The 21,537-nt window shown below is 70.5% G+C and carries 20 protein-coding genes and 2 pseudogenes; 14 read left to right on the top strand and 8 right to left on the bottom strand.

The features are described 5' to 3' along the window. The first annotated feature begins 22 nt into the window (after window positions 1–22). Window positions 23–346 (top strand): Sec-independent protein translocase subunit TatA, encoded by a 324-nt coding sequence (gene tatA, locus OG700_RS18095; RefSeq protein WP_405614760.1) that lies wholly within the window; start codon window positions 23–25, stop codon window positions 344–346. On the opposite strand, the gene OG700_RS18090 is transcribed toward tatA, so the two are convergent. The 4 genes from OG700_RS18090 to OG700_RS18075 all read right to left on the bottom strand — a co-directional run bounded on the left by OG700_RS18090 (window position 340) and on the right by OG700_RS18075 (window position 4,751). Beyond that, a complete protein-coding gene (locus OG700_RS18090; protein WP_405614758.1) occupies window positions 340–2,538 on the bottom strand; it encodes an MMPL family transporter in 2,199 nt (732 codons plus the stop codon). The genes tatA and OG700_RS18090 overlap by 7 nt on opposite strands. 504 nt (window positions 2,539–3,042) lie before the next feature. Next, entirely contained in the window at window positions 3,043–3,300 is a 258-nt protein-coding gene (locus tag OG700_RS18085) for a hypothetical protein (protein ID WP_405614756.1), read from the bottom strand. A 178-nt stretch (window positions 3,301–3,478) separates the two neighbouring features. After that, window positions 3,479–4,069, bottom strand: coding sequence for a hypothetical protein (locus OG700_RS18080; protein ID WP_405614754.1), 591 nt, complete (start codon window positions 4,067–4,069; stop codon window positions 3,479–3,481). Then, window positions 4,062–4,751 carry a hypothetical protein gene (locus OG700_RS18075; protein WP_405614752.1) on the bottom strand — a complete coding sequence of 230 codons (690 nt, stop codon included), beginning with the start codon at window positions 4,749–4,751 and terminating at the stop codon, window positions 4,062–4,064. Before OG700_RS18075 ends, OG700_RS18080 begins: the two co-directional genes overlap by 8 nt. A gap of 181 nt (window positions 4,752–4,932) precedes the next feature. On the opposite strand from OG700_RS18075, the gene OG700_RS18070 reads away from it, so the two are divergent. From OG700_RS18070 to OG700_RS18050, 5 genes are all read left to right on the top strand, one after another. Continuing rightward, window positions 4,933–6,045, top strand: a complete 1,113-nt coding sequence (locus tag OG700_RS18070; protein WP_405614750.1) for a sensor histidine kinase — start codon at window positions 4,933–4,935, stop codon at window positions 6,043–6,045. Then, on the top strand, window positions 6,042–6,722 hold the full coding sequence (locus OG700_RS18065) for a response regulator (RefSeq protein WP_405614748.1): 681 nt from the start codon (window positions 6,042–6,044) through the stop codon (window positions 6,720–6,722). The genes OG700_RS18070 and OG700_RS18065 overlap by 4 nt, the downstream gene beginning before the upstream one ends. A 164-nt stretch (window positions 6,723–6,886) precedes the next feature. Beyond that, window positions 6,887–7,759, top strand: a complete 873-nt coding sequence (locus OG700_RS18060) for a metalloregulator ArsR/SmtB family transcription factor (RefSeq protein WP_405614745.1) — start codon at window positions 6,887–6,889, stop codon at window positions 7,757–7,759. Next, window positions 7,756–8,379 (top strand): dihydrofolate reductase family protein, encoded by a 624-nt coding sequence (locus tag OG700_RS18055; protein ID WP_405614743.1) that lies wholly within the window; start codon window positions 7,756–7,758, stop codon window positions 8,377–8,379. Before OG700_RS18060 ends, OG700_RS18055 begins: the two co-directional genes overlap by 4 nt. A gap of 117 nt (window positions 8,380–8,496) precedes the next feature. After that, window positions 8,497–9,081, top strand: a complete 585-nt coding sequence (locus tag OG700_RS18050) for a TerD family protein (RefSeq protein WP_405614741.1) — start codon at window positions 8,497–8,499, stop codon at window positions 9,079–9,081. 80 nt (window positions 9,082–9,161) lie between these two features. Here the strand turns inward: OG700_RS18050 and OG700_RS18045 are convergent. Continuing rightward, window positions 9,162–9,594 (bottom strand): annotated as a pseudogene (locus tag OG700_RS18045) (tellurite resistance TerB family protein). A 108-nt stretch (window positions 9,595–9,702) separates the two neighbouring features. Between OG700_RS18045 and OG700_RS18040 the strand changes: the two are divergent. The 6 genes and pseudogenes from OG700_RS18040 (at window position 9,703) to OG700_RS18015 (ending at window position 16,162) form a co-directional block, all read left to right on the top strand. After that, window positions 9,703–10,137, top strand: a complete 435-nt coding sequence (locus tag OG700_RS18040; RefSeq protein ID WP_405614739.1) for a BlaI/MecI/CopY family transcriptional regulator — start codon at window positions 9,703–9,705, stop codon at window positions 10,135–10,137. Window positions 10,138–10,140: 3 nt separating this feature from the next. Beyond that, window positions 10,141–11,070: a M56 family metallopeptidase gene (locus tag OG700_RS18035; RefSeq protein ID WP_405614737.1), complete on the top strand. Its 930-nt coding sequence runs from the start codon at window positions 10,141–10,143 to the stop codon at window positions 11,068–11,070. A 224-nt stretch (window positions 11,071–11,294) separates the two neighbouring features. Next, on the top strand, window positions 11,295–12,941 hold the full coding sequence (locus tag OG700_RS18030) for a hypothetical protein (protein ID WP_405614735.1): 1,647 nt from the start codon (window positions 11,295–11,297) through the stop codon (window positions 12,939–12,941). A gap of 134 nt (window positions 12,942–13,075) precedes the next feature. Beyond that, window positions 13,076–14,317: a PP2C family protein-serine/threonine phosphatase gene (locus OG700_RS18025; protein WP_405621789.1), complete on the top strand. Its 1,242-nt coding sequence runs from the start codon at window positions 13,076–13,078 to the stop codon at window positions 14,315–14,317. Window positions 14,318–14,508: 191 nt separating this feature from the next. Next, window positions 14,509–15,108, top strand: a pseudogene (locus OG700_RS18020) (hypothetical protein). Between the two features lie 292 nt (window positions 15,109–15,400). Further along, a complete protein-coding gene (locus tag OG700_RS18015; RefSeq protein ID WP_405614733.1) occupies window positions 15,401–16,162 on the top strand; it encodes a polysaccharide deacetylase family protein in 762 nt (253 codons plus the stop codon). A gap of 110 nt (window positions 16,163–16,272) precedes the next feature. Here the strand turns inward: OG700_RS18015 and OG700_RS18010 are convergent, their stop codons facing one another. From OG700_RS18010 to OG700_RS18000, 3 genes are all read right to left on the bottom strand, one after another. After that, window positions 16,273–17,643: a PIN-like domain-containing protein gene (locus OG700_RS18010; protein ID WP_405614731.1), complete on the bottom strand. Its 1,371-nt coding sequence runs from the start codon at window positions 17,641–17,643 to the stop codon at window positions 16,273–16,275. A 146-nt stretch (window positions 17,644–17,789) separates the two neighbouring features. Beyond that, the gene (locus OG700_RS18005) at window positions 17,790–18,566 is read right to left on the bottom strand and encodes an IclR family transcriptional regulator (RefSeq protein ID WP_405621787.1); all 777 of its coding nucleotides are present in this window, start codon (window positions 18,564–18,566) and stop codon (window positions 17,790–17,792) included. A 154-nt stretch (window positions 18,567–18,720) separates the two neighbouring features. Beyond that, window positions 18,721–19,539: a nucleoside phosphorylase gene (locus OG700_RS18000; RefSeq protein ID WP_405614729.1), complete on the bottom strand. Its 819-nt coding sequence runs from the start codon at window positions 19,537–19,539 to the stop codon at window positions 18,721–18,723. A gap of 405 nt (window positions 19,540–19,944) precedes the next feature. On the opposite strand from OG700_RS18000, the gene OG700_RS17995 reads away from it, so the two are divergent. Further along, window positions 19,945–20,694 (top strand): ABC transporter ATP-binding protein, encoded by a 750-nt coding sequence (locus OG700_RS17995; protein WP_405614727.1) that lies wholly within the window; start codon window positions 19,945–19,947, stop codon window positions 20,692–20,694. 2 nt (window positions 20,695–20,696) lie between these two features. Further along, window positions 20,697–21,533, top strand: a complete 837-nt coding sequence (locus OG700_RS17990) for an ABC transporter permease (RefSeq protein WP_405621785.1) — start codon at window positions 20,697–20,699, stop codon at window positions 21,531–21,533. Window positions 21,534–21,537: the final 4 nt, after the last annotated feature.

Below are 21,537 nucleotides of genomic sequence, written 5' to 3'. Positions count from 1 at the left end.
GTTCGCGGCCTGGAGGTATCCGTTGCTTGGGCTTGGTGAGCTGGCGATCATTCTGATCGTCGTGATTCTGGTGCTCGGTGCCAAGAGGCTGCCGGATCTGGCCCGTTCGGCGGGCAAGTCGGCCCGCATCCTCAAGAGCGAGGCCCGCGCGATGAAGGCCGAGAACCGGCCGCCGAACGGACAAGAGGACGGACAGCACGACACACAGCACGACACACAGCGCCACGGACAGCACGAAGGGCAGCGGCTCCCAGGCCCGGCCTACCCCGTCCGCCCCGGTGAGCCGTCCCGCCACGAGCCCGAAGACACCCCGCCCGGCTCCCGCCCCTCAACTCCCGCTCAGTGAGCGTCTTTCCGCACCGCCGACTCGACGGAGAAGTTGGGTACGATCCGGGCCAGCCAACGGGGCAGGGCCCAGTTCGCGGGACCGATCAGATGCATCAGGGCCGGCACGATCAGTCCCCTGATGATCAGGGCGTCGACCAGAACGGCGAAGGCCAGGCCGAATCCGAACTCCTTCAGGACATGGTCGTCGCCGATCAGGAACGAGCCGAAGACCAGGATCATGATCCCGGCAGCCGCCGAGATGACGCGTCCCGTCTTTGCCTGGCCGTGCGTCACGGCCCAGTGGTTGCGCCGGACGTCGTCCGCGTGTGACGGAGCCGTAGTCCCGCGCCGCTGGTGCCACTCCTCCTGCATCCGGCTGACGAGGTACACCTCGTAGTCCATCGAGAGGCCGAAGAGCACCGAGAACAGCAGGACCGGGATGAAGGCGTCGACGGGCCCGGTGCCCGTGATGTTGAAGAGCGAACCGCCCCAGCCCCAGGTGAAGACGGCGTTCATCGCGCCGAGCGCCGCGCCCACGGACAGCAGGTTCATCACCGCCGCCACCAGCGGGATGAGCAGGCTGCGGAACACCGCCACCAGAAGCAGGAACGCCAGGATGACGACGACGGCGATGAACAGCGGCAGCTTCTCGCTCAGCACCCGGGAGAAGTCGATGTTGGCGGGTGTGACTCCACCGATGTGGACGGCGGGGTGGCCGGCGCCCTCCGCCTTCGGCGCCAGGTCGCGGATGTCGCTCACCAGACTGACGGTCGCCTTCGCCCCCGGCCCGCTGGCGGGGTAGAGGATCGCGAGCGCGACCTTGCCGTTCGGGGAGATCTTCGCCGGTGTCACCGACACCACGCCCGGCTGCTTGGCGGCGGAGGCCAGGAAGGTGTCGAACGCCTGCGCGTCAGCGGGCGAGTTCACCTCGCTCACCAGCTGGAACGGCCCGTTGAAGCCGGGGCCGAACCCCCTGGCCAGTGCGGTGTACGCCTGGTGGGTGGTGGAGTCGGGCGGGTCGTTCGCGGCGCCCGACGACCCGAGGCGCAGCGTGAACAGGGGCAGTCCGATCACGACGACCAGGGCCAGGGCGCCCGCCGCCACCAGCGCGCGGCGCCTCTCCACGAACGTCGCCCAGCGCAGCCAGAATCCGGCCGCGTCCCCGGAGACCGGCCCCTTCTCCGCGTGTGCGCGCCGTTCGCGCCGGGAGAGGGCCTTCGGGCCGAGGAAGCCGAGCATGGCGGGCAGAAACGTCAGCGAACTGGCCATGGTCAGCGCGACGGTGAGGGCGGAGGCCGCCGACAGGCCGTACAGGAAGTCGACCCCGAGGGCGAACTGCCCGAGCAGTGCGATGCAGACGGTGATCCCGGCGAACAGTACGGTCCGCCCGGACGTGGTGACCGCCCGTACGGTCGCTTCCTCGTACGCGAGACCGGCCTTCACCCCGCCCCGGTGGCGGCTGATGATGAACAGGCCGTAGTCGATGCCGACGCCGAGCCCGATCAGTACGGCGAGGTCGCTGGACACGTTCGGGGTGTCCATGACGTGTGACAGCAGGCTGATGAGGGAGGTGCCGATGAACAGCGCGACGGCCGCGGTCACCAGGGGCATCAGCGAGGCGAACAGGGCTCCGCCGAAGACGATCAGCAGAATGACCAGCGCGGCGATCGCGCCCACCGCGACCGACAGACCGGGGCCGGCGCTCTCCTCGGCCTCGATGGACTGACCACCCAGGGAGATACGGACGTTCGGGCCGGCCGCGGCCTTGGCGGTGTCGATCAGCTTCCTGGCGTCCGACTTCGTGACGTCGGCGGCCTTCATCTTCCAGCTCACACCGGCGAACGCGACGCCGCCGTCCTCGCTGATCTGTGCGGCGCCCTGCGGGCTGTACGGGCTGACGACCGACGCGACGCCGGGGATGGCGGCGACCTTGGTGAGGGCGGCGGTGACCGGCTGCTGGACCGAGTCCGAGCGGACGGTGGCCCCGCCCGTGGCCTCGATGACGATCTGGTCGCTCTCGCCCGACGCCGCCGGGAAGTTGTCCGTGAGGAGGTTCACCGCGGCCTGCGAGTCGGTGCCCGGCAGGCTCACGCTCTCGTTGTACTTGCTGCCGATCGACTGACTGAGCGCGACGGTCACGACCAGGACCAGCAGCCAGCCGGCCACCACCGCGCGGCGGTGCAGGAAACACCAGTGAGCCAGACGAGACACGATGCTTCCCCGCGTAGATGTCGAGTGGCCGGACGTGGCGGATGAAGATCTACTCGACGGAGAAGGCGCCGCGGAGAAACGTCACTCCAACGAGGGCGGGTCATTCGCCCGGGCGACTCCGCCGAAGCCGCCCGCCGAAGCCGCCCGCCGAGCCGCCGGTCCAGCGGGCGGCGTGATCGCCCGCGCCGCTGCGTCGAAATCCGGCCGACGCCCGAATCCGCGTCGGGGACGCCGACCGCCGTCGAAGACGCGGGGGAATCCAGTTCCCATACCGAACGCGGGTCCGGTTCTCCGCTCTCCGCGCGTGACGCGGCGAGAGTCGATACATGTCCCGTTCCCATTCATGTCACTCGGGCCGTTTTTCCCAAGTAACTATCTGGCGTGATCTTTTCGCCGCACCTCGGGTAATGAGTTGGTAGAGCGTACGGTCTTCGCGGGAGCCACCCGGTCCGCCGCGTTGCGGTCCGACGCGCTCCCACCCGGCCATGACTCTGTGCGGAGACATCACGGACCAGCGGGTATCTCTCCTTGACCCGACCACACCGCGCCCCGTCCCCCCATCGCGGGCGCAGGAGGCAGGCCGCCATGAAATCCCTTGTCGAGAAAGCCCGTTCCTTTCCGGACCGTGTCGCCGAGCGACGCCAGGAGTTCCGGGTACTCGCCGCCGGCCGGCAGCCGGATGCGCTCTTCATCACCGGCGCACGGCCGGGTGAACTCTTCGAACCGCGCGGGCATGACCTGCCGGACGGTGTTCAGCGGCACGCGGGGCACGGACCGTACGGACGGGGAGTCGGTGTCGGAGCGGCACGAACGCCCCTCCCGCGGGCGCGACATTCCCCGCCGTGCGCGGATCTGGAGCGCGACGGCGAGGGCCATGGCCTGAACCGCTGTCGCCGAGCAGGGACAAGCGCCTGGCGTCGTTCCCGTCCGTCGACGGGAGTCAGGACGTACGGGTCGGCGATCCGCCACCGCCCGCCGGCAGTGATTGATGAGGTCGGCGCCGGCGTCGGTAGTAGGCCACCGTCACTACCGCGAGCAGCGGACCCCAGGCCAGCAGTGGCAGATAGCAGGCGGTCATCAGCCAGTAGTGGCCGCCTTCAGGGGATCCTGCGGCGCCCATGTTGTCCGCGTCGTTCCAGTTGAACGCGCCGGTGAACGTGATGAGGGTGACGAGCGCGGCGCCGAGCGAGGCGGGGAGCACCGCCGCCATGACGGGGATTCTCCGGCCGCCCAGGACCGGTACCCGGTGCGGGATTTCCTCGCCCCACCGGTGGACCAGGCCCAGGGTGAGCAGCCCGATCGCCTCGGCGAGGAGGCTGAGGCCGATGAGGTAGAAGGACGTGGGGCCGGGGAAGTTCCCCGGGTGAAGGGCCTCGTCGGTGAATCCGGAGTCCCAGCCCAGGGCTATGGCGATACGCCACAGCCCGGACGGCACCAGGGTCAGTGCTGCGGCGTGCGCCGCCAGGCGGATGGAGCGGGGGACCCGCGGCACGGCCGGTACGGGCGTCCCGGTCGCCAGGGTGTCAGTCACGGCGGATCGCCGCCTCGGGCTGCTCGGGAGACTTGATGATCTCGGCGTGGACCACCTTGAAGCCGCCCTTGATCACGGTGGTGAACGGTGCGGGGGCCATGCACGTACCGACCGGTGGCGAGATGAGCTGGCCGTTCTCGTCGACGTTGCCGGGGTCGACGTTCGCCACGCCCCAGGAGAAGCCGAGCCGGTCCGGCTCGCCCTTCCCGCCCTGCTGGACGCTGATGCCCAGCCGGGTGCCGGCCTCGTTGACATTCGACTTCGTCACGACCGCGGTCAGGGTCGCCGTCCGGCCGCTGGTGACCAGGCAGTCCACCCGGGCCTCCGCCCACCCCGCGGCACCGCCGGAGGGAGTGTGGGAGAACTTCAGCGTGCCCCGGGCATCTGTGGACAGCCCGTCGGGCGCCTTGGGGGGCAACGGCCGGGTGAACGGCGTCTGTTCGGCGTGGATGGTGAAGCGGATGTCGTCGTTGATCGACTCGATGTAGGAGATACGCGCCGCCCCGTGGACGCTCGCGTTCTTCGCCGGCTTCTTCGCCGGCTTCTTCCCGGCGGACGCGGCGGAGGCGTCGGACGCGGCGGAGGCAGACGCGGCGGACGCGGCTGCGGGAGCGGGGCCGGCGGCGACCAGTCCGGCGAGGACGGCGACGGCTGCCGTAACGCCGATTGCGGTGTTGCGCATGATGAACTCCCGTGTTCCGGAGGGGTTGTGTGTTGCCGTGGTCGGTTGAACGGCTCAAGCCTCACCCCGGGCGCCCCGCGATCCCATCCGCCGATCGGCACAGAGATCGCGCCGCCGCCCGGCTCCTGTCTGCCGTTCGGCAGAGAGCCCCGCCACATCGCGCACCCATACGCTGATCACCATGTGGGAATCAACCGGCCCGGCCGTCAAGGTGCTTGGCACGCTGCCGTCGCTCGTGGCCGCGGGCACGGTGGTGTGGGCCGTCGCCCGACCCCGTGCCGCAATTCTTCGGCGGCTCCGCCGGCTCGCCCGCCCGACGGCGGTCTGCGCGGTGCTCTCCCTGATCACCAGCTTCGCCCTGCCGAAGGCCGGCTTCGGCGCCGGCTGGAAGCTGGCGGAGGTCGCCGTCCTGCTCCTGCTCCTGGCCGTGGTCACCCGCTGGTCACCCCCGCGCGAACTCATGCCGGCCCTCCCGTTGACCGCCCTCGCGGTGACCCTCTGGCCGGTGCCGCTGGTCAGCGGGGAGTCCTTCCTGGAAGCCATCGGGATCGCCACTTTCTGGCTGCTTCCCGTGGTCGCCGCGGTGGCGGCCGGCGCCTACCCCCGCAGCCAGGAACGGCGTCGCCGGAGTGCGGTGGCCGAGGCGCGCGGCGCCCAGCGTCTTCAGCTCTCCCGCGACCTGCACGACTTCGTCGCCCATGACATCAGCGGGATCGTCGTTCAGGCGCAGGCGGCCCGTTTCGTCGCCGCCACCGACCCCTCCGGGGCGGTGCTCGCCCTGGAACGCATCGAGAAGGCGGGCCTGAGCGCCCTGGCCGCGATGGACCGGACGCTACAGATGCTGCACGGTCCGCAGGCACCCGTCACCGAGCCGCTTCCCGGGGTGTCCCAACTGCCGTTCCTGATAGAGAACTTCACCTCGGCGGGAGCCACCGAGGCGGATCTGGACCTGCCTCCCCCGGTCACGGGGGCGCTCTCGCGCGAGGCGGGCGCCGCCGCGTACCGCATCGTCGTCGAAGCGCTGACCAACATTCGTCGGCACGCCCCCGACGCCGCCCGCGCCACCGTCGTACTCACCCCCACGGCCACCACCGTGGAGATCCGGGTCACCAACGACCGCGGTGCCCGCCCCGCCCCGGCCCGCCGCCGCGTCTCCCGGGGCGGGCTCGGCATCCCCGCCCTCACCGAGCACGCCCGGGACCTCGGCGGGACCCTCTCGGCGGGGCCGCACGGCGAGGGCGGCTGGCAGCTCGTCGCCGTCCTGCCCGCCACGCTCCCGAAAGAGACATCATGACGACGCCCCACGGCCCGACCCGCATCCTGATCGCCGACGACCAGGACGACGTACGCAGCGGCTTCCGTCTGATTCTCGGCTCGCAGCCCGACATGGCCGTGGTCGGTGAGGCGGCGGACGGCCTCACCGCCCTCGACCTCGCCCGCACCCTGCGCCCCGACCTGATCCTCGCCGACATCCGGATGCCGGGCCTCGACGGCCTGGAACTCACCCGCCGCCTCGCCGGCCCCGGCGTACCCGACCCGATGCGGGTCCTCGTCGTCACCACCTTCGACCACGACGACTACGTACGCACGGCACTGCACGACGGCGCCTGCGGGTTCCTGCTCAAGCGCTCGGGCCCCGGGCTGCTGATCGAGGGGGTCAGAGCGGCGATGGCCGGGGACATCCTCATCAGCCCCCAGATCACGGTCCGCCTGCTCCGGACCCTCGCCCCCGCCGCCACCCCGGCGGCGCCCACGGCTCCGTCGCCGCTCACCGCCCGGGAGCAGGAGATTGCCCGGCTGGTCGCCGATGGCCTCACCAACGCCGAGATCGGCGGGAAGCTCTTCATCTCGGCGGGCACGGCCAAGACCCACATCGCGAACGTCCAGGCGAAGCTGAAGGCCCGCAACCGGGTGGGTATCGCCGCCTGGGCCTGGGAGAACGGTCTGGCCGGCCCCGTCCCACGGGAGTAGGGCGCCCGGCCGGGACCAAACTGCCCCGCGCCGCCCAGGGACCGCCCCGCGCCCGCCCCGTCCCGCACCCGACGTCCGGCCGCCGCCCGGTGCCCGGTGCCGAGGATCGCCGATCGAGACTTATTCTTTGACAAGAATATTCTTTATGAAGAATACTTCTCTTCATGGACGCACTCCTCATCGCACTGGCCGACCCGGCCCGCTGGCGGCTCGTGAGCCTGCTGGCCGAGCGGCCCCGCCCGGTCGGTGTCCTCGCGCGGCTCGCCGAGGCGCGCCAGCCGCAGACGACCAAGCACCTGCAGACCCTTGAGCGGGCCGGCGTCGTCGTCTCGCAGCGCACGGGCCAGCGCCGTATCTACGCGCTCCGGTCCGCCGCCCTGCGGGATCTGGCGGCAGCGCTCGGCCGGCTCGCCGACACCGCGGACCAGGGCAGCGGTCCGGGCGAGACGTTCGAGCGGTACGGGCGCGGCCTTGACGCGGAACGGCTCGCGGCGCAGGGGGAGGGGTGGGCGGACGGCCGCTCGTTCACGTTTCCCCGCTCGCTGGCCGGGCGGCCCGAGCTGGTCTGGCGCCATCTGACCGAGACCGCCTTGCTCGCCCGCTGGTGGACGCCCGAGGACCTGCGCGTCTCCGAGCTGGTCTTCGACGCGCGGCCGGGTGGGCGGATCGTCCAGGAGTACCGCGACGCCGAGGACACGGACGGTTCGGACCTGGTCGCCGGGCGCGCGGAGGGGGTCGTCGAGGACGTACGACCCGGTGAGCGCCTGGCCTACCGGCTCTCCCCGCTGCTTCCGGGCGGCGGGGTGGCCTTCACCGCCCACGTCGACCTCGGTCTCCGGCCCACCGGGACCGGTGCCGGGACCGGTACGCGGCTCGACGTCCGCTACCGGATCACCGACAGCACGGTCGACTCCGCGGACTTCGTCGCCGGTATCGAGATCGGCTTCGGCCAGAGCCTCGACAAACTCGCGGCGATCCTCGCCACCGAGCACGACACCGACACCGACACCGACACCGACACAAGGAGCACGACATGACAGAGCAGACCGCGGGCCGCAGGGTGACCGCGAACCTGGCCCTCACCCTCGACGGGCGTTACCACGGCCCCGGCGGGCCGGGCGACTTCGGGATGTTCGCCCCGTACGTGACGACCGAGGTCGCGCGAGACCACCTCACCCGTATCTGGGAAGGCGCGACGACGGCGCTGCTCGGCCGGGTCAATGCCGAGGGTTTCCTGGGGTACTGGCCGTCCGTCGCCGAGGACGAGAACGCCGATCCGCGTGATCGCGGATACGCGAAGTGGCTGGTCGACACGGAGAAGGTGGTGTTCTCGGCCACCTTGACCGACGCGCCGTGGGAACGCACCCGCCTCGTCGACGCCCCCGTCGCGGACGTCGTCGCCGAACTCAAGGCCACCGGTCAGGGCGACATCCTCGCCAACAGCAGCGCGAGCGTCATCAAGGCGCTCCTCTCGGCCGACCTGCTCGACCGGCTGTATCTCATGGTCTTCCCCGAGATCGCCGGGGGCGGGCAGCGCCTGTTCGACGACGGCCTGCCGGTCTCGAAGTGGACGCTCACCCACCAGGAGAGCGGCGAGCTGGGCGAGTTGGCCATGGTCTACGACCGAGTCCGACAGACATCGGTCACCCCGGTGTGAGTCCCGGATAGTCGGCGCCGATGTGAAAGCGGATTCGTTTCCGCCCGGGGTTGGCCGATTGCCGAGCGCACCAGGCACACTTCACGTATCGCATTCCAGCCATCAGAAGGACTACGCATGATCACGCTGACGAAGGAAGACGGTCCGGCCGATCTGGACGGAGTGACGCATCTGTCCATCGGGGTGTCCTGGGATCCGACCGTGGGGAGCAGCGGGGGAGTCCTGGGCAAGCTCCGGCAGAAGGCCGGCACCGATCTCGATCTGATCGCGATCGCGGTGCAGGGCTCGGATCCGGTACGGCTGGCCGGGCTGGATTCCCTGGATCCGCTGGGGAACGGGTCGTTGGTGCACAGCGGGGACAATCAGACGGGTAAGGGGGACGGTGACGACGAGACGGTGACCGTCGAGTTCTCGCGGGTGTCGTCCAACATCACGTCGATCGTGTTCATCGCCGCCGCTTACAAGAAGCGCAGTTCCTTCCAGAGCGCGCGAAACATCAGTTTCAAGGTGTACGACGCGACGGGCGGAACGATTCAGCAGGTCGCCGACATCTGGCCGAGCCTGCTCAGCAACGACAACGGGTGCCTCGTGGCCAAGGCGGTACGTGAGGGCACGGGCTGGAAGCTTCAGGTGATCAACGAGACGGGGAAGATCAAGCAGGGGGATGAGCAGGCCCTGATGCGCTTCGCCGTAAGCAAGTAGTCAGCAAGCAGTCAGCAAGCGGGGGGAGTGCTCGCCGCCGGCGTCGCCGCCGGCGGCTTTCTCCGCACGAATGCGAACAGTTACAGGTCGAATTCGTTTCAGCGGGATACCGACCGCGAAACAGGCCTCGCGGACCACGGCACGTTCCGAGTCGTCGAAGTCTCCGTCGGCGCCGCCGATGACGATGCCGATCTGGATGACGGCGCGGGCCTCGGTGGGCTTCTTGTCGACCTTGCCGATGGTCTGGAGAATGCCGACCTTCCCGAGGTCGAAGTCGGCGGTCAACTGCCGGCAGTAGTCGTCGAAGCGGCGTTGCAGATCGGCGGCGGGGAAGTTCCGCAGTACGTCGTTGCCCATGATGAGGGAGGCGACGCGCTGGCGCTCGGAGGCGTCGATGGAGCCGTCGGCCGCGGCGACGAGGGCGCACATGGCCATGCTCGCGTCGCGGAATCCGCCGCTCTTGAGGTCGTTCCGTGCCGGAAACTCAAATCTACAACACTGTAGAGATGGGATGGTGCGGGATTCGCCGCGATCGGCGAGAGTGGAGGGTCTTCCGGACCCGCAGGCGCGATGCCCCGAGGTCTTCGTGGGGGCAGCTGGACTCGGGAAGGGAAACACGTCGTGGCCGAAGAGCGTGACGATCACGAACAGGCGCCGCGCGCCCGGAGGCGGGGGCAGGGGGAGCTGGAGGCGCTGGTGCTGTCGGCGCTGGGAGACGCCACAACTCCCGTCCCCGTGGGCTGGGTTCAGCGGCGGCTCGGGGAGGACCTTTCGTACAGCACGGTCATCACGATCCTGACCCGGCTGCACGAGAAGGAGGCGGTGACGCGCACCGGCCCCGGCAGGCCGGTCCTGTGGCAGTCGGTCGCGGCGGACGAGGCCGATCTCACCGCGCTGCGGATGCGGCGGCTGCTCGACCGGCAGGACAACCGCGACGCCGTCCTGTCCAGCTTCGTATCGGCTCTCTCCCCCGACGACGAGGATCTGCTGCGATCCCTGCTGAACGACGCCGGGTCCGGATCGCCCGCGGTGCCGCCGGCCCAACCGGACGAATGATCCATGGGTGTCTTCGTCTTCCTCCCCCTGGTGCTTCCGCTGACCGCGCTGCCCATCGCACGGCTGGCCGAGCGGCATCTGCATCCCCGGCGGGCCGCCCGCCTGCTGGCGACGGTCGCGGTGATCCTCGCGTCGTGCAGCGCGCTGTGCCTGGGGCTGCTGGTGGTCGTCGGAACCGCGCAACTGCCCGGCAACCCGCTGCCCGACGGCTGGTCGGACGCGGAGGTGCGGGAGGCCGTGCCGCACGACCAGTTCTTCGGCAAGGCGGCCATCGTCGCCCTGCTGGTGGCGGCGACGGCGGGCGTCTGCGTCGTCGCCAGGCACCGCCGTTTCCACGTACTCGCGCATCGCACGCTCGACTCCCTGCCGGCCCGCTCCGAGGTCGCGGTGCTGCGTGACTCGGCCCCGTACGCCTATGCGCTGCCCGGCGCTCCGGGCCGGATCGTGGTGTCCGCCGGCATGCTGGCGTGCCTCGAACCCGCCGAGCGCGAGGCCCTGCTCGCGCACGAACGCGCGCACCTCGCGGGCCGCCACCACCGCCTGCTGCTCGCGGTCCGGCTCGCGGGCTGCGCCAACCCGTTGCTGCGCCCGCTGATGTCCGCCGTCACCTACAGCACCGAACGGTGGGCGGACGAGGAGGCCGCGCGGGTCACCGGTGACCGGCGGACGACCGCCCGCGCCGTGGGCAAGGCGGCGCTCGTCTCCCAGCACGCCTCCGCGCCGCCGCTCCCCGCGTTCGCCGCCGGGCCGGTCCCGCGCCGGGTGGCCGCGCTGCTGGGCCCCGTGCCCCCGGACCGGCGCTGGCCGCCGGCGCTGACCCCGACCGGCGTCGCGGCGTACGTCGCCGCGGCGGGGACGGCGCTGTCCGCGCTGTCGGCGCTGAACGCGGCGGTCGCGCTCTTCCTCGTACTCCAGGCGGCGACCCCGCTGTAGCGCGGGGTCCGGCCGCTGCCGCCCGCCGCCCCGCGCCCCGCGCGGTGCCCGTTCCCACGCCGCCGCGGCCCGTATGCCGCGCTTTCCGTGTCCGGCTGGTGGCCGCGGCCCTCGGTGGGCCCGCGGCTGGGCCCCGGGACCCTGCGACTGGGTCCGGACCCGCACCTAGTCTCCCGGGAATCTCCCGAGCGGGGAGGCCGGGGACGGCTGGGCGAGGAGTCCGGATGACAGGCACACGGTGCGGGCACAGGGCTCCGGGGCATGGCGAACGGGGCCAGGGCGGTGTCGAGTACGTCGCCCTGATCGGTGTCGTCGCCGCGATCGTCGGCGCGATCCTGGCGCTGACGGTCCCCGACGACACGTCGGTGGCGCTGAAGGACGCGGTGTGCCGGATCGTCAACGCCGGGGACGGCGGCGAGGGCTGCGACTCCGGCGAGGACGACGGGGGAGACGGCGGAGGCGGCGGAGACGACGGCGGCCCCCTGCCCCCACCGCCGCCGGGCGACCCCTTCCAGCCCGCGAAGTGCCTGCTGGCCCAGGACCAGACCAAGACCACGGTCGTCGTCCAGATCCTCTTCATCAAGATCAGCAGTACGGAGCAGGTCAAGCTCCAGCAGTGGTCCGACGGCACCGTCACCCTGGAGCGGCTGACCGAGGGCGGCGCCGGCGTCACCGGAACCATCTCCGCCGGCATCCCGGGCCTCAAGGACTGGGGCGGCAGCGCCTCGTTGAGCGGCAGCTACGTCAAGGGCGGCGGCAGCGGCGGGCAGTGGCTGTTCAACGGCAACAAGAGCGGCGACTCGAACGCGGACCTGGCGGCCAACCTGGAGGACGCCAAGCAGTTCGCCGAGTATCTGAAGAAGCAGCAGAAGTGCAACTCGGGCCCGCCCCGGGCACGGGCCGCCGAGCTGGGAATGATCTGCAGCCACGTAGCGGCCAAGGACATGCCGGACCTGCCGCCGGAGCGCGCCCCCGACGTCGACATCACCAAGACGAGCACCGAGGTGGGCGGCGGTCTGAGCTTCGGCAAGGGCTTCACGAAGGGCGGCGGCGGCAAGGGCAAGGACGGCAAGCCGACCGACCTGGGCAGCATCTCGGGTGAGTTCGCGTCGGGGAACATGACCGAGGACGTGGTCGTACTGCGCGCCAACACCGGCCCCGACGCCGGGAAGATCACGTTCGTCTACACGTTCACCGTGGCCGGCGGGGCCGGCGAGGGCGCGCAGGCCAAGGCGAGCCGGATGCAGCAGGTGGCCGTCACCTATGACGCGGCGACGTACGACCAGGAGGAGAAGGACGGCAAGGAGCACCGCCCGCAGAAGCTGGTGGTCACCACCAGCCAGGAGAGCGGCGAGGGCACCGGCTTCAACGTCGGCGCCGGGGCCAACGTCGCGGGAACGCCGGTGACCATCGACGTCGGCGGCGGCGCGGGCAACGTCCAGTCGCAGATCCACACGGAGTCGGCCGAGATCCCCCTGACGACGGACGCGGACACCAAGCTCGTCGAGGACTGGCTGCGCGGTCGCGGCGACTTCCCGGCCGGCGACGTACTGCCGACGCCCTCCGACGCCGCGGAGGCGCCCGACAGCGACACCGGACCGCTGGAGCGGCTGATGCACGACAAGGGCCGGCTCTCGCGGCTGGACTACAAGGCGAACACCGACTGGTACAACGCCTCACTCGGCATCGGCTTCGGTATCTCCGCGGGGCAGGTCACCGCGGGCTTCAAACTCTTCGGCATCGACATCACCCACGAAGAGAAGAACCAGGTCGTGACGGGCGACCCGTCGTACGCCACCGGCCCCAAGAACGGCGGCGCGCGTCCCTGGGTCGAGTGGACGAACTGCACCAAGACCCGGCCGATCGTGTAGCGCCGCCCGGGACCGGGGGCGGCCCGGGGGTCGGCTCCCGGCGCTCCCGGCCCTCCCGGCCCTCGGGGGGCGCGGGTGGACGGGGACTCGTAGCGTGGAGGGGGGAAGGACGAGAACCAGGCAGGTCAGGAGCGATCATGCCGGAGATCGACTACACCGTTCTGTTCGCCGTGTCGCCAAGCCCCTACCTGGTGCTCGACCCGCAGCTCGTCATCATCGACGTCAACGCGGCCTATCTGCGGGCCACGGCCTGCCGCCGAAGTGACCTCATGGGCCGCTACATCTTCGACGCGTTCCCCGACAACCCCGGCGACCCCGACGCGGACGGGGTCCGCAACCTCTCCGCCTCGTTCGCCCGGGTCCTGGAGAGCGGCGAGCCCGACACGATGGCGCTCCAGCGCTACGACGTCCCGGACCCGCGGCGGCCCGGCCGGTTCGCGGAACACTGGTGGTCACCGGTGAACACACCGGTCACCGGCCCGGACGGCACGGTGGTCTGCGTCCTGCACCGGGCCGAGGACGTCACCGCCTTCGTGCGCTCCCGCCGCCTCCTCCACCACGGCGAAGGGGTGCTGACCGCACGCGAGGAGGGCATGGAATCCGAGCTGTACGCCCGCGCCCGCGAGCTTCAGCGGCTGAACGAGGAACTACGGCTCGCCCACGGCCGGGAGCGGCAGATCGCGGTCACGCTCCAGGAGGCGATGCTGCACTCACCGGACCTGGCCCGCCACGCGGACATCGCCGTGCGCTACCTCCCCGCCATCGGCTCGCTCAACGTGTGCGGCGACTGGTACGACACCGTCGACCTCGCCGACTCACGGTTCGCTGTCGCCGTCGGCGATGTCGTCGGCCACGGACTCCAGGCCGCCACCGTCATGGGCATGCTCCGCAGCGCCCTCTCGGCCGTCACCCGCGCCGTTCCCGGACCCGCCCAGGCCCTGGAGATCCTCGGCCTGTACGCCCGCTCCCTCGACGGCGCCCTGGCCACCACCGCCGTCACCGCCCTGGTGGACGTCCGCAGCCACCTCATCACGTACAGCAGCGCCGGCCACCCGCCGCCGGTCCTGCTGCACCGCGACGGCACCTCCGACCTCCTCGACCAGGCCACCGACCCACCCCTCGGCGCGCGCCCCGAGCACGTCCTGCGCCCCCAGGCCGGCGCCACGTACGACACCGGCGACACCCTCGTCCTCTACACCGACGGCCTGATCGAACGCCGCGGCGAGGACATCGACACCGGCATCACCCGCCTCACCACCGCCCTCGGCACCTGCGCGGACCTCGCCCCGGAGACCCTGGCCGACACGATCCTCGAACGCCTCCACCTCGCCGCGGGCTCCAGCGACGACATCGCGCTGGTCGTCATCCGCCTGTAGACCGTGAGAACGGGTTGCCTTTCGGTTAATTGCGCTCGCATTTCACTTGAGCTGTTCTGCCGGAAGGAATTGACCGGAAGGTTCAAGTCGCTGTAGTGGAGCGCGAATCCGTGCGTAATGGGAACTGGCTGTTCGTTTTCGTGATAGGGTTCTGATGAATTCACAGGACGCCACGAAAAAAGGGGAATGGCGTGAATACCGAGAAGGTTACGGCTCGACGTCTTACGGCCGGAGAAGTTTCGGAGTTGGGCCTCCAGGACGACATCTTCGTCTCGGCAGAGATGGATGGCCTTCCTCTCGACTGCTACGCCCCGGCTTTCCTTACGGAGCCGGGCAAGAATTCCGAAGGAGGGTCCTTCACCGCGAGGACGGTCTTCGGTGAGGAAGTCCACGTGCTCCCGGACAACGCGGAGGAGCGCGGGATCTGGGTCGCCGACAAGACCGGGGAGGAAATCGAGGTTCTCCAGGGCGCCGGCGTCGTCCTGAATCTCGCCCTCTTTGTTCCCAATGGGAACAGGGATTCCCTGGAATCGCTCTACTCCGCCGCCCGGGACGCATTCGGTGCGGGAATCGTTCAGCGCTGGAGCGAAGAAGTCGTCGCGGTACCGGATGTCAAGGTCGACCTGTTCGAGGAGCCGGCCCGGGGACGGAAGAACACAAGCACCCAGAACCGCGACCGCCGCGCCTTGGACATCTAACCGACCCGCGTACGTTTCCTGGAGCCCAGCGAAGGCTGGAAGTTCATTGTCGAGCCGCACAAAGAGGTCGTCGACGAGACACCGACAATCTGACCCGACCACGGGTTAGCGCTGTCGTCAGCGACTTGTCCGGACGCTCGGCCGGGGTCTCCCGGCCGAGCGTTTCGCTGTCGGGACGGCCGGCACCCCGACGGGGCGAACCGGCTGTTCGTACGGGACCGGTCGGCTCCCCTCCCGCGCCGCCGGTTTGTCGCCGGCCCCCTGCGGGTTCGTCCGCGATCGGTAACAGGGGGATCTTGTACGGGCGTTCGTATGTCTCCATGGGTGCACACGGCGTCGGCATCGGCGTCGGCATCGGCGGCAGACGGCAAAGGGGCGGGCGGACATGGCGAGGCACAAGGGCAGGGGATGGCACGGTCGGCTCGTCGCGGCGGCGCTCGGGGTGACGGCGCTGGCCGCGGCCACCTCGATGTGGAGCGCGCAGGCCAACCCCACCGGTGCCCCGGCGCCGTCCGCCGGGCCCAAGGAGCGGACCGTGGCCAAGGTGGCGGCCGACATCGCGCACGCCTCGGACCGCGGCCCCCGGGGCGTCAACATCACCATCGACGACGGACCGGACCCGCTCTGGACGCCGCAGGTGCTGCGACTGCTGAAGGACAGTGACGTGAAGGCCACGTTCTGCATGGTGGGCACGCAGGCCCAGGCGTACCCGGACCTGGTCAAGGACGTCGTGGCTGACGGCCACCGGCTGTGCAACCACACGGTCTCGCACGACACCGCCATGGACACCAAGTCCGAGGCGTACCAGTCCCAGCAGATCCTCGATGCCGAACGCATGATCACCAAGGCGTCCGGCGGCGTCCGGCCGGAGTACTACCGGGCTCCTGGTGGTGCCTTCACCCCGTACAGCCGGCAGCTCGCCGCGTCCCGGGGGATGCGGCCGCTGGGCTGGAACGTCGACTCCAAGGACTTCGAGCGTCCCGGCGCGGACACCATGGTCGCCACCGTCAAGAGGGAGATCGCCGACGGGCCGACCGTCCTCTTCCACGACGCGGGCGGGGACCGCTCCCAGACCGTGGCCGCGCTGCGCGAGGTGCTGCCCTGGCTGAGGGAGCAGGGGTACTCGTTCGGCTTCCCCGTACGGTGAGTGAGCCCGCCCGCACCGCCGTCCGGCCCCGCACTCCGGCCCCCGCACCCCGGGCCCCCAGGACCACGGTGCTCGCCGCCGCGACCACTGTCGTGGTCACCAGCGACCCGTCAGCCTTCGTCGCCGGTCTCGGTGTCCGTGTCCGTGTCGGCGTCGGTCGCCAGGGTGACCACGCCGTGCGTGTCGAAGTGCTCGGCGATGCGCTTCAGCATCGCGACGGTGTAATCGGGGACGTCGAAGCCCGTTGCCAGGACGTCGCCGTCGTACACGGCGCGCAGCAACTCCTCCGGTGTGCCGTCCATGAGGCCCAGCTCGTGGAGGCGGCGGGCGGCGGTGGCCACCGGTCTGGTGAAACCGCGCAGCATCCGATTCGCCTCGTAGCCGCCGAGCCTGTAGACGGTCTCCCGGTCGGCGAAGCCGTTGTTGCGGCCGGCGTGGAGCAGCACCTGGAACCTGACCGGCGACTGGTGCTGGAGCGTGGCCAGCAGATAGCGGAGCGTCGTCTCCGACCACTCGGCGGTGCGAACCTCCCTCTCCATCTGACGCAGCGCGTCGACCGAGGTGCTCGCCACTCGCCCCCGCAGATCGAGGCTGTCCTGGGCCAGGTCGAGCAGACCACTCGGCTCCAGCATGTACAACTGCCGCCCCGTCTCGGCGCGTAGCTCGTGCACGAGCTCGATGCGTGGCGAACGGGCGCCGGACACCGCCAGGGTGCGCCACCAGTCCTCCTTGAGGTCCCTGGTCACGAAGAGGACATCCGTGCCGCGCGCTGCCACCTCCGCGCAGAGCTGTCTCCACACGATGTAGTCGCCCGCCGCCGTCTGGTCGGGCTTTCCCTCTTCGAAGTCGCGGAAGCCCGGCGGCTTCCGGTGCTGTGCACGCTCCTTGGCCTCCGAGACCCAGCGGGTGAACTGCTCATCCGTGGGCAGCGCCCCGGCCTTGCCCTTGAGTAGCACCTCCAGTTTCCCGATCACCGGGTCGGCCGATGTGTCCGGTGCGCCCGGTACCTGGTCGGCCGTGGCCTGCCGTTCGAGCACCTCGCGCAGCCCTGCCAGCGTGGCGTCGAGTTCTTCCTCAAGCTTGTTCAGCTCGTCACGGATGGGGGCGTCCGTGGCCAGGTGGACCGCCCGTGCCCAGCGCTTGAGCGAATCCCCGATGGAACTGCGCGCCTTGGTCATGGCGTTGACGGTGTCGTGCGCCTGGGCGTGATGGTGCCCGAGTACGCCGGGCTGCTGCTGGTTGCGCCAGAACTCGACGAGGACCTGGTGCGGTACCCACAGGCGGTCGCCGAGCGCTTCCAGCACCGTCAGCATGTCCTCGCGGACCTGCCGGTTCATCCGGTACAGATCGATCAGCACGTTGGTGTCCACGACGACGACGCCGCGCGCCAGGACCGCGCGGACCTCCGTCGGCGCGGGCGTCCGGTATCCCTCGAACCCGCTGAACAGCCCGCGCGGTTCACCGTCTTCCGAGCTCGCCATGGTCCCCCCTCAGAACAGCCTGGCCGGCAGTGTTCGCCCGGATGGTATCCGCCTTCGGAGACCGTGATACGGCGAATGAGCCGGCCGGTGGGGCGACGTGTGTGACACAGCTTCGGCGGGCCGTGCGGGGAGTTGGGCGGGAGCGGCTATCCGGCGGGTTCGGGTGAGGGGCGGTGGCGGGCGGGGGAGCCGGTGCCGGCGTAGCCCTGCTCCAGCGACATGGTGCGGGCGGCCCGCAGGGCGGTCTCGGTGGCGCGGGTACGGGCCAGTGGGTCGCGCATGCGCCGGCCCGCGGCGGCGAGGGTGATGCTGGAGGTGGTCTGTCCGGTGGAGCCGAACACGGGGGCGGACACCGCCCAGACGTCGTCGTCCAGTTCGTTCTCGCACACGTCGAAACCCTGCGTCCGCACCTGGACGAGGTGGGCGGTCACATGCTCCGCCGTGTGCGGGGTGTCCGGGGTGTAGGCCGTCAACTCCTGTGCGCGCAGCACCATGGCGACGGTCTCGGGTGTCTGGTACGCGAGGATGCTGCGCGCCGAGGCCGCCGCGTGCGGTGGCATGTCCTGGCCGACCCGGACGAACAGACGCAGCGGGTGTATGCCCTCGACCAGGGCCACGCAGAGCAGGCGGGTGCCGGTCAGTTCGGTGAGGAACACGGTCTCGCCGCTCTCCCTGGCGGCCTCTTCCATGGGGCGCGGCGGGCTGACCGCCGTGCCCTGGGAGGCGACGGCCATGGTGGACAGCTCGGTGAAGGCCGGTCCGAGGAAGTAGCGGCGGTTGGTGGGGGAGCGGGTCACGTAGCGCTCTTCGACGAGCGCGGCCATCACCCGGTGCAGGCTGCCTATCGGGATGCCCAGCTCTTCGTGCAGCTGTTGCAGCGACATACCGCGCACGTGGGCCGCGATGGCTCGCAGGACGCGCAGCGTTCTGGTGTAGCTGTCGGTACTCAGCGGTCTGTCCGTTCGTTGAGGCCAAGGACTGCCGGGCGGGGGACAAGGTGCGTCGTCCTGGCACCGTCGGCACACCCGCTCGTGCGTGGCCCCGGTACTGATGTGCGGCCACCGTGCGCTGTTCAGGTCATGACCGCGGTCTCCGCCCGCGGCTCGTCGTCGCCTCGTCGTCGTCCGAGAGTAGCGCCGCCGCCTGTACGGCCACCCGGAGCATGGCGAGTTGGGCGGGGCGGTAGTCCTCCAGCCAGTCGTCGGTGGCCCGGTTGGCGTGCGCGACCAGTACGGCGCCCGCTCGTACGCCGAGGGCCCCGGCCACCGCCAGTACCGTCTCGGTCTCCATCTCCACTCCGTCGACGCCCAGTTCGCGCAGGACGGCCATCCTCGCCGCCGCGTGTTCCTCGTGTCCGGGGAGCGGTCGCCCCTGTCCGAGGTAGTACGAGTCGACCGTGGCGACGGAGATCTCGGTGAGGGGTACGTCCAGGTCGCGTGCCGCACGCCGCAGGGCGGTCAGCACGGCCGGGTGGGCCGCCGGTCCGGCCGGGCCGGCGGGATAGTGCGAGGCGGCGCCGCTGCCCGGCACCGCCCGGGTGGCCGCGCAGACGGCACCGGGCGCGATGCGGTCGGTCAGGGCGCCCATGCCGCCGGTGCGCAGCACGGTCCTGACGCCGAGCCGGGCGAGTTCGACAACGGCGATCTCGGTGGAGGGGCCGCCGATGCCGGTCGAGCAGACCGCGATCCGCCGGCCGCCGGGTGCGCGGCCGGTGCCGATCCTGAACTCCCGGTTCTGGCCGAGGACGCGGAAGTCGTCGAGCACCTCGGCGGCCAGGTCGACCCGGTCGGGGTCGCCCGGGAGCAGGCAGACCGGTGGGAGGGCTTCGGCGGCGGCGCCGGCCGGGAGATGGGGCGGTGCCCCCCGGTGCCATGGATCCTGCGCGCTTCTCGCCATCGGCGACGACCTCCGTTTGAATTCTGGATTCCACAGGTGGAAAAGAATGGGTGACGAGGGGGTAACTTTTCGGCATCTACGTTCTGTTGGCGCGAGCCCCCGCGCCGGAAAAATCGAACCCGCATCACGGTATACACCGAATTGAGGGCCAGATCTAGGCCTTGACTGTGGCCGAAAAACGGCCCAACCTCTGAACAACGCAGTGGAAACACATTTTCCAGATACGGAAGCTGCGAGGCGGTGGTGTGCCGGTGGTCCGGAACGAACCCGCTGGGCTCCGTACGGACACCGAGCCGCCGTGACTATCGAGGAGAGCTTCATGCGACACCACCCCACACACGCCGACCGCGGGTCCCGCCGCGGCGCGCACGTCCCGGGCCACGCGACTTCGGGGACGGGGTCCGCATGAAGCCCCTGCTGTCGGTGCGCGGTGTCCACAAGATCTACTCCGCCGCCAGGCGCGCGAAGGTGGTGGCTCTGGAGGACGTCGACCTGGACGTGGGCGAGGGCGAGATCGTCGCGCTCATCGGCCCCTCGGGGTGTGGCAAGTCGACCCTGCTGCGGATGATGGCCGGCCTGGACACGGACTTCGAGGGCGACCTGAGCTGGAGCGTCCCGCCGCGTCCGGGCAAGGACATCGGCTTCGTCTTCCAGGAGCCGGCGCTGCTTCCGTGGCGCACGGTGCGGCGCAATGTCTCCCTGGGTCTGGAGGCGCAGCGCGACACCTCGGAGCAGGGGCGCGAACAGGTGGCGACCCTGCTCGACCTGGTCGGTCTCACCGACTTCGCCGACTCGTTCCCCAAGGAGCTGTCCGGCGGCATGCGCCAACGCACCGCCATCGCGCGGGCGTTGGCCTACAACCCGCGGATCCTGCTCATGGACGAGCCGTTCGGCGCGCTGGACGCGATCACCAGGGACCGGCTCCACGACGACCTGCTGCGCATCTGGGAGACGACCCACAAGACCATCGTCCTGGTCACCCACAGCGTCGAGGAGGCCACCTACCTCGCCGACCGGGTGGCCGTGATGTCGGCGCGGCCGGGCCGTATCAAGGCCGTCCACACCGTCCCCCTGAGCCGTGAGCGCACCCCCGAGACCAGGCAGTTGCCCGAATTCGCGAAGTTCGCCGGCATGCTCCGTCAGGAGCTGGTGTGAGCATGGAAACCCTCACCCGCCGCCGGGGCGGCCCCGACCGGGAGCTGAAGCGTCCCGCCGGGTCCGGCCCCGGCGACAGCGGCATCTCCCGCAAGGTCGTACGCCTGCTGACACCGCTCGCCTACGCGGCGGTCGTGCTGGCCGCCTGGAGCGCGTACGTCACGTTCGCCGACGTACCGTCCTATCTGCTGCCCGCTCCCGGCGACGTGCTGGACGCGGGGGTGCGGCTGGTACAGGACGGCACGCTGTGGCCCAACCTCACGTACACCCTGCGCAACATCGTGCTGGGCTTCGTCGGCGGATCGCTGATCGGCATCGCCCTGGGCTGGGTCCTGTGGGCCTCCCGTACCGTCCGGGAGATCCTCGCCCCGTACATGGTGCTGCTCCAGGCGGCCCCGAAGATCGCCGTCGCGCCGCTGCTGGTGCTGTGGTTCGGTCTCAGCCTGACCTCGCAGTACGCGCTCATCCTGCTGCTGGTCTTCTTCCCGATGGCCATGGCCACGATGCTCGGGCTGAAGGACGTCCCCGAGGACATCGGCACCCTGGGCAAGCTGCTGCATCTGTCCCGGTGGCAGTACCTGCGCATGATCCAGCTTCCCGCGGCCGTGCCCGCGCTGCTGGCCGGCGCCAAGATCGCCGTCATCGACGCCATGACCGGCGCGTTCCTCGCGGAGTACCTCGCCTCCGAACGCGGCCTGGGCTACCTCATGGTGCTCGGCAACACCTCCAGTGACACCCCCCTGTTGATCGCCGCGGTCCTCATCACGGTCGCGGTCGGGCTCCTCGGTTTCGGTCTTGTCTCCCTGGCCGAGCGCAGGCTGCTGCGCGGACGCCGCTGACGTT

Origin of the sequence: Streptomyces sp. NBC_01508, from assembly GCF_045040315.1 — a bacterium.
In the GTDB taxonomy this organism is placed as follows: Bacteria; Actinomycetota; Actinomycetes; order Streptomycetales; family Streptomycetaceae; genus Streptomyces.
This window is presented reverse-complemented; position numbering and strand designations above follow the sequence as displayed.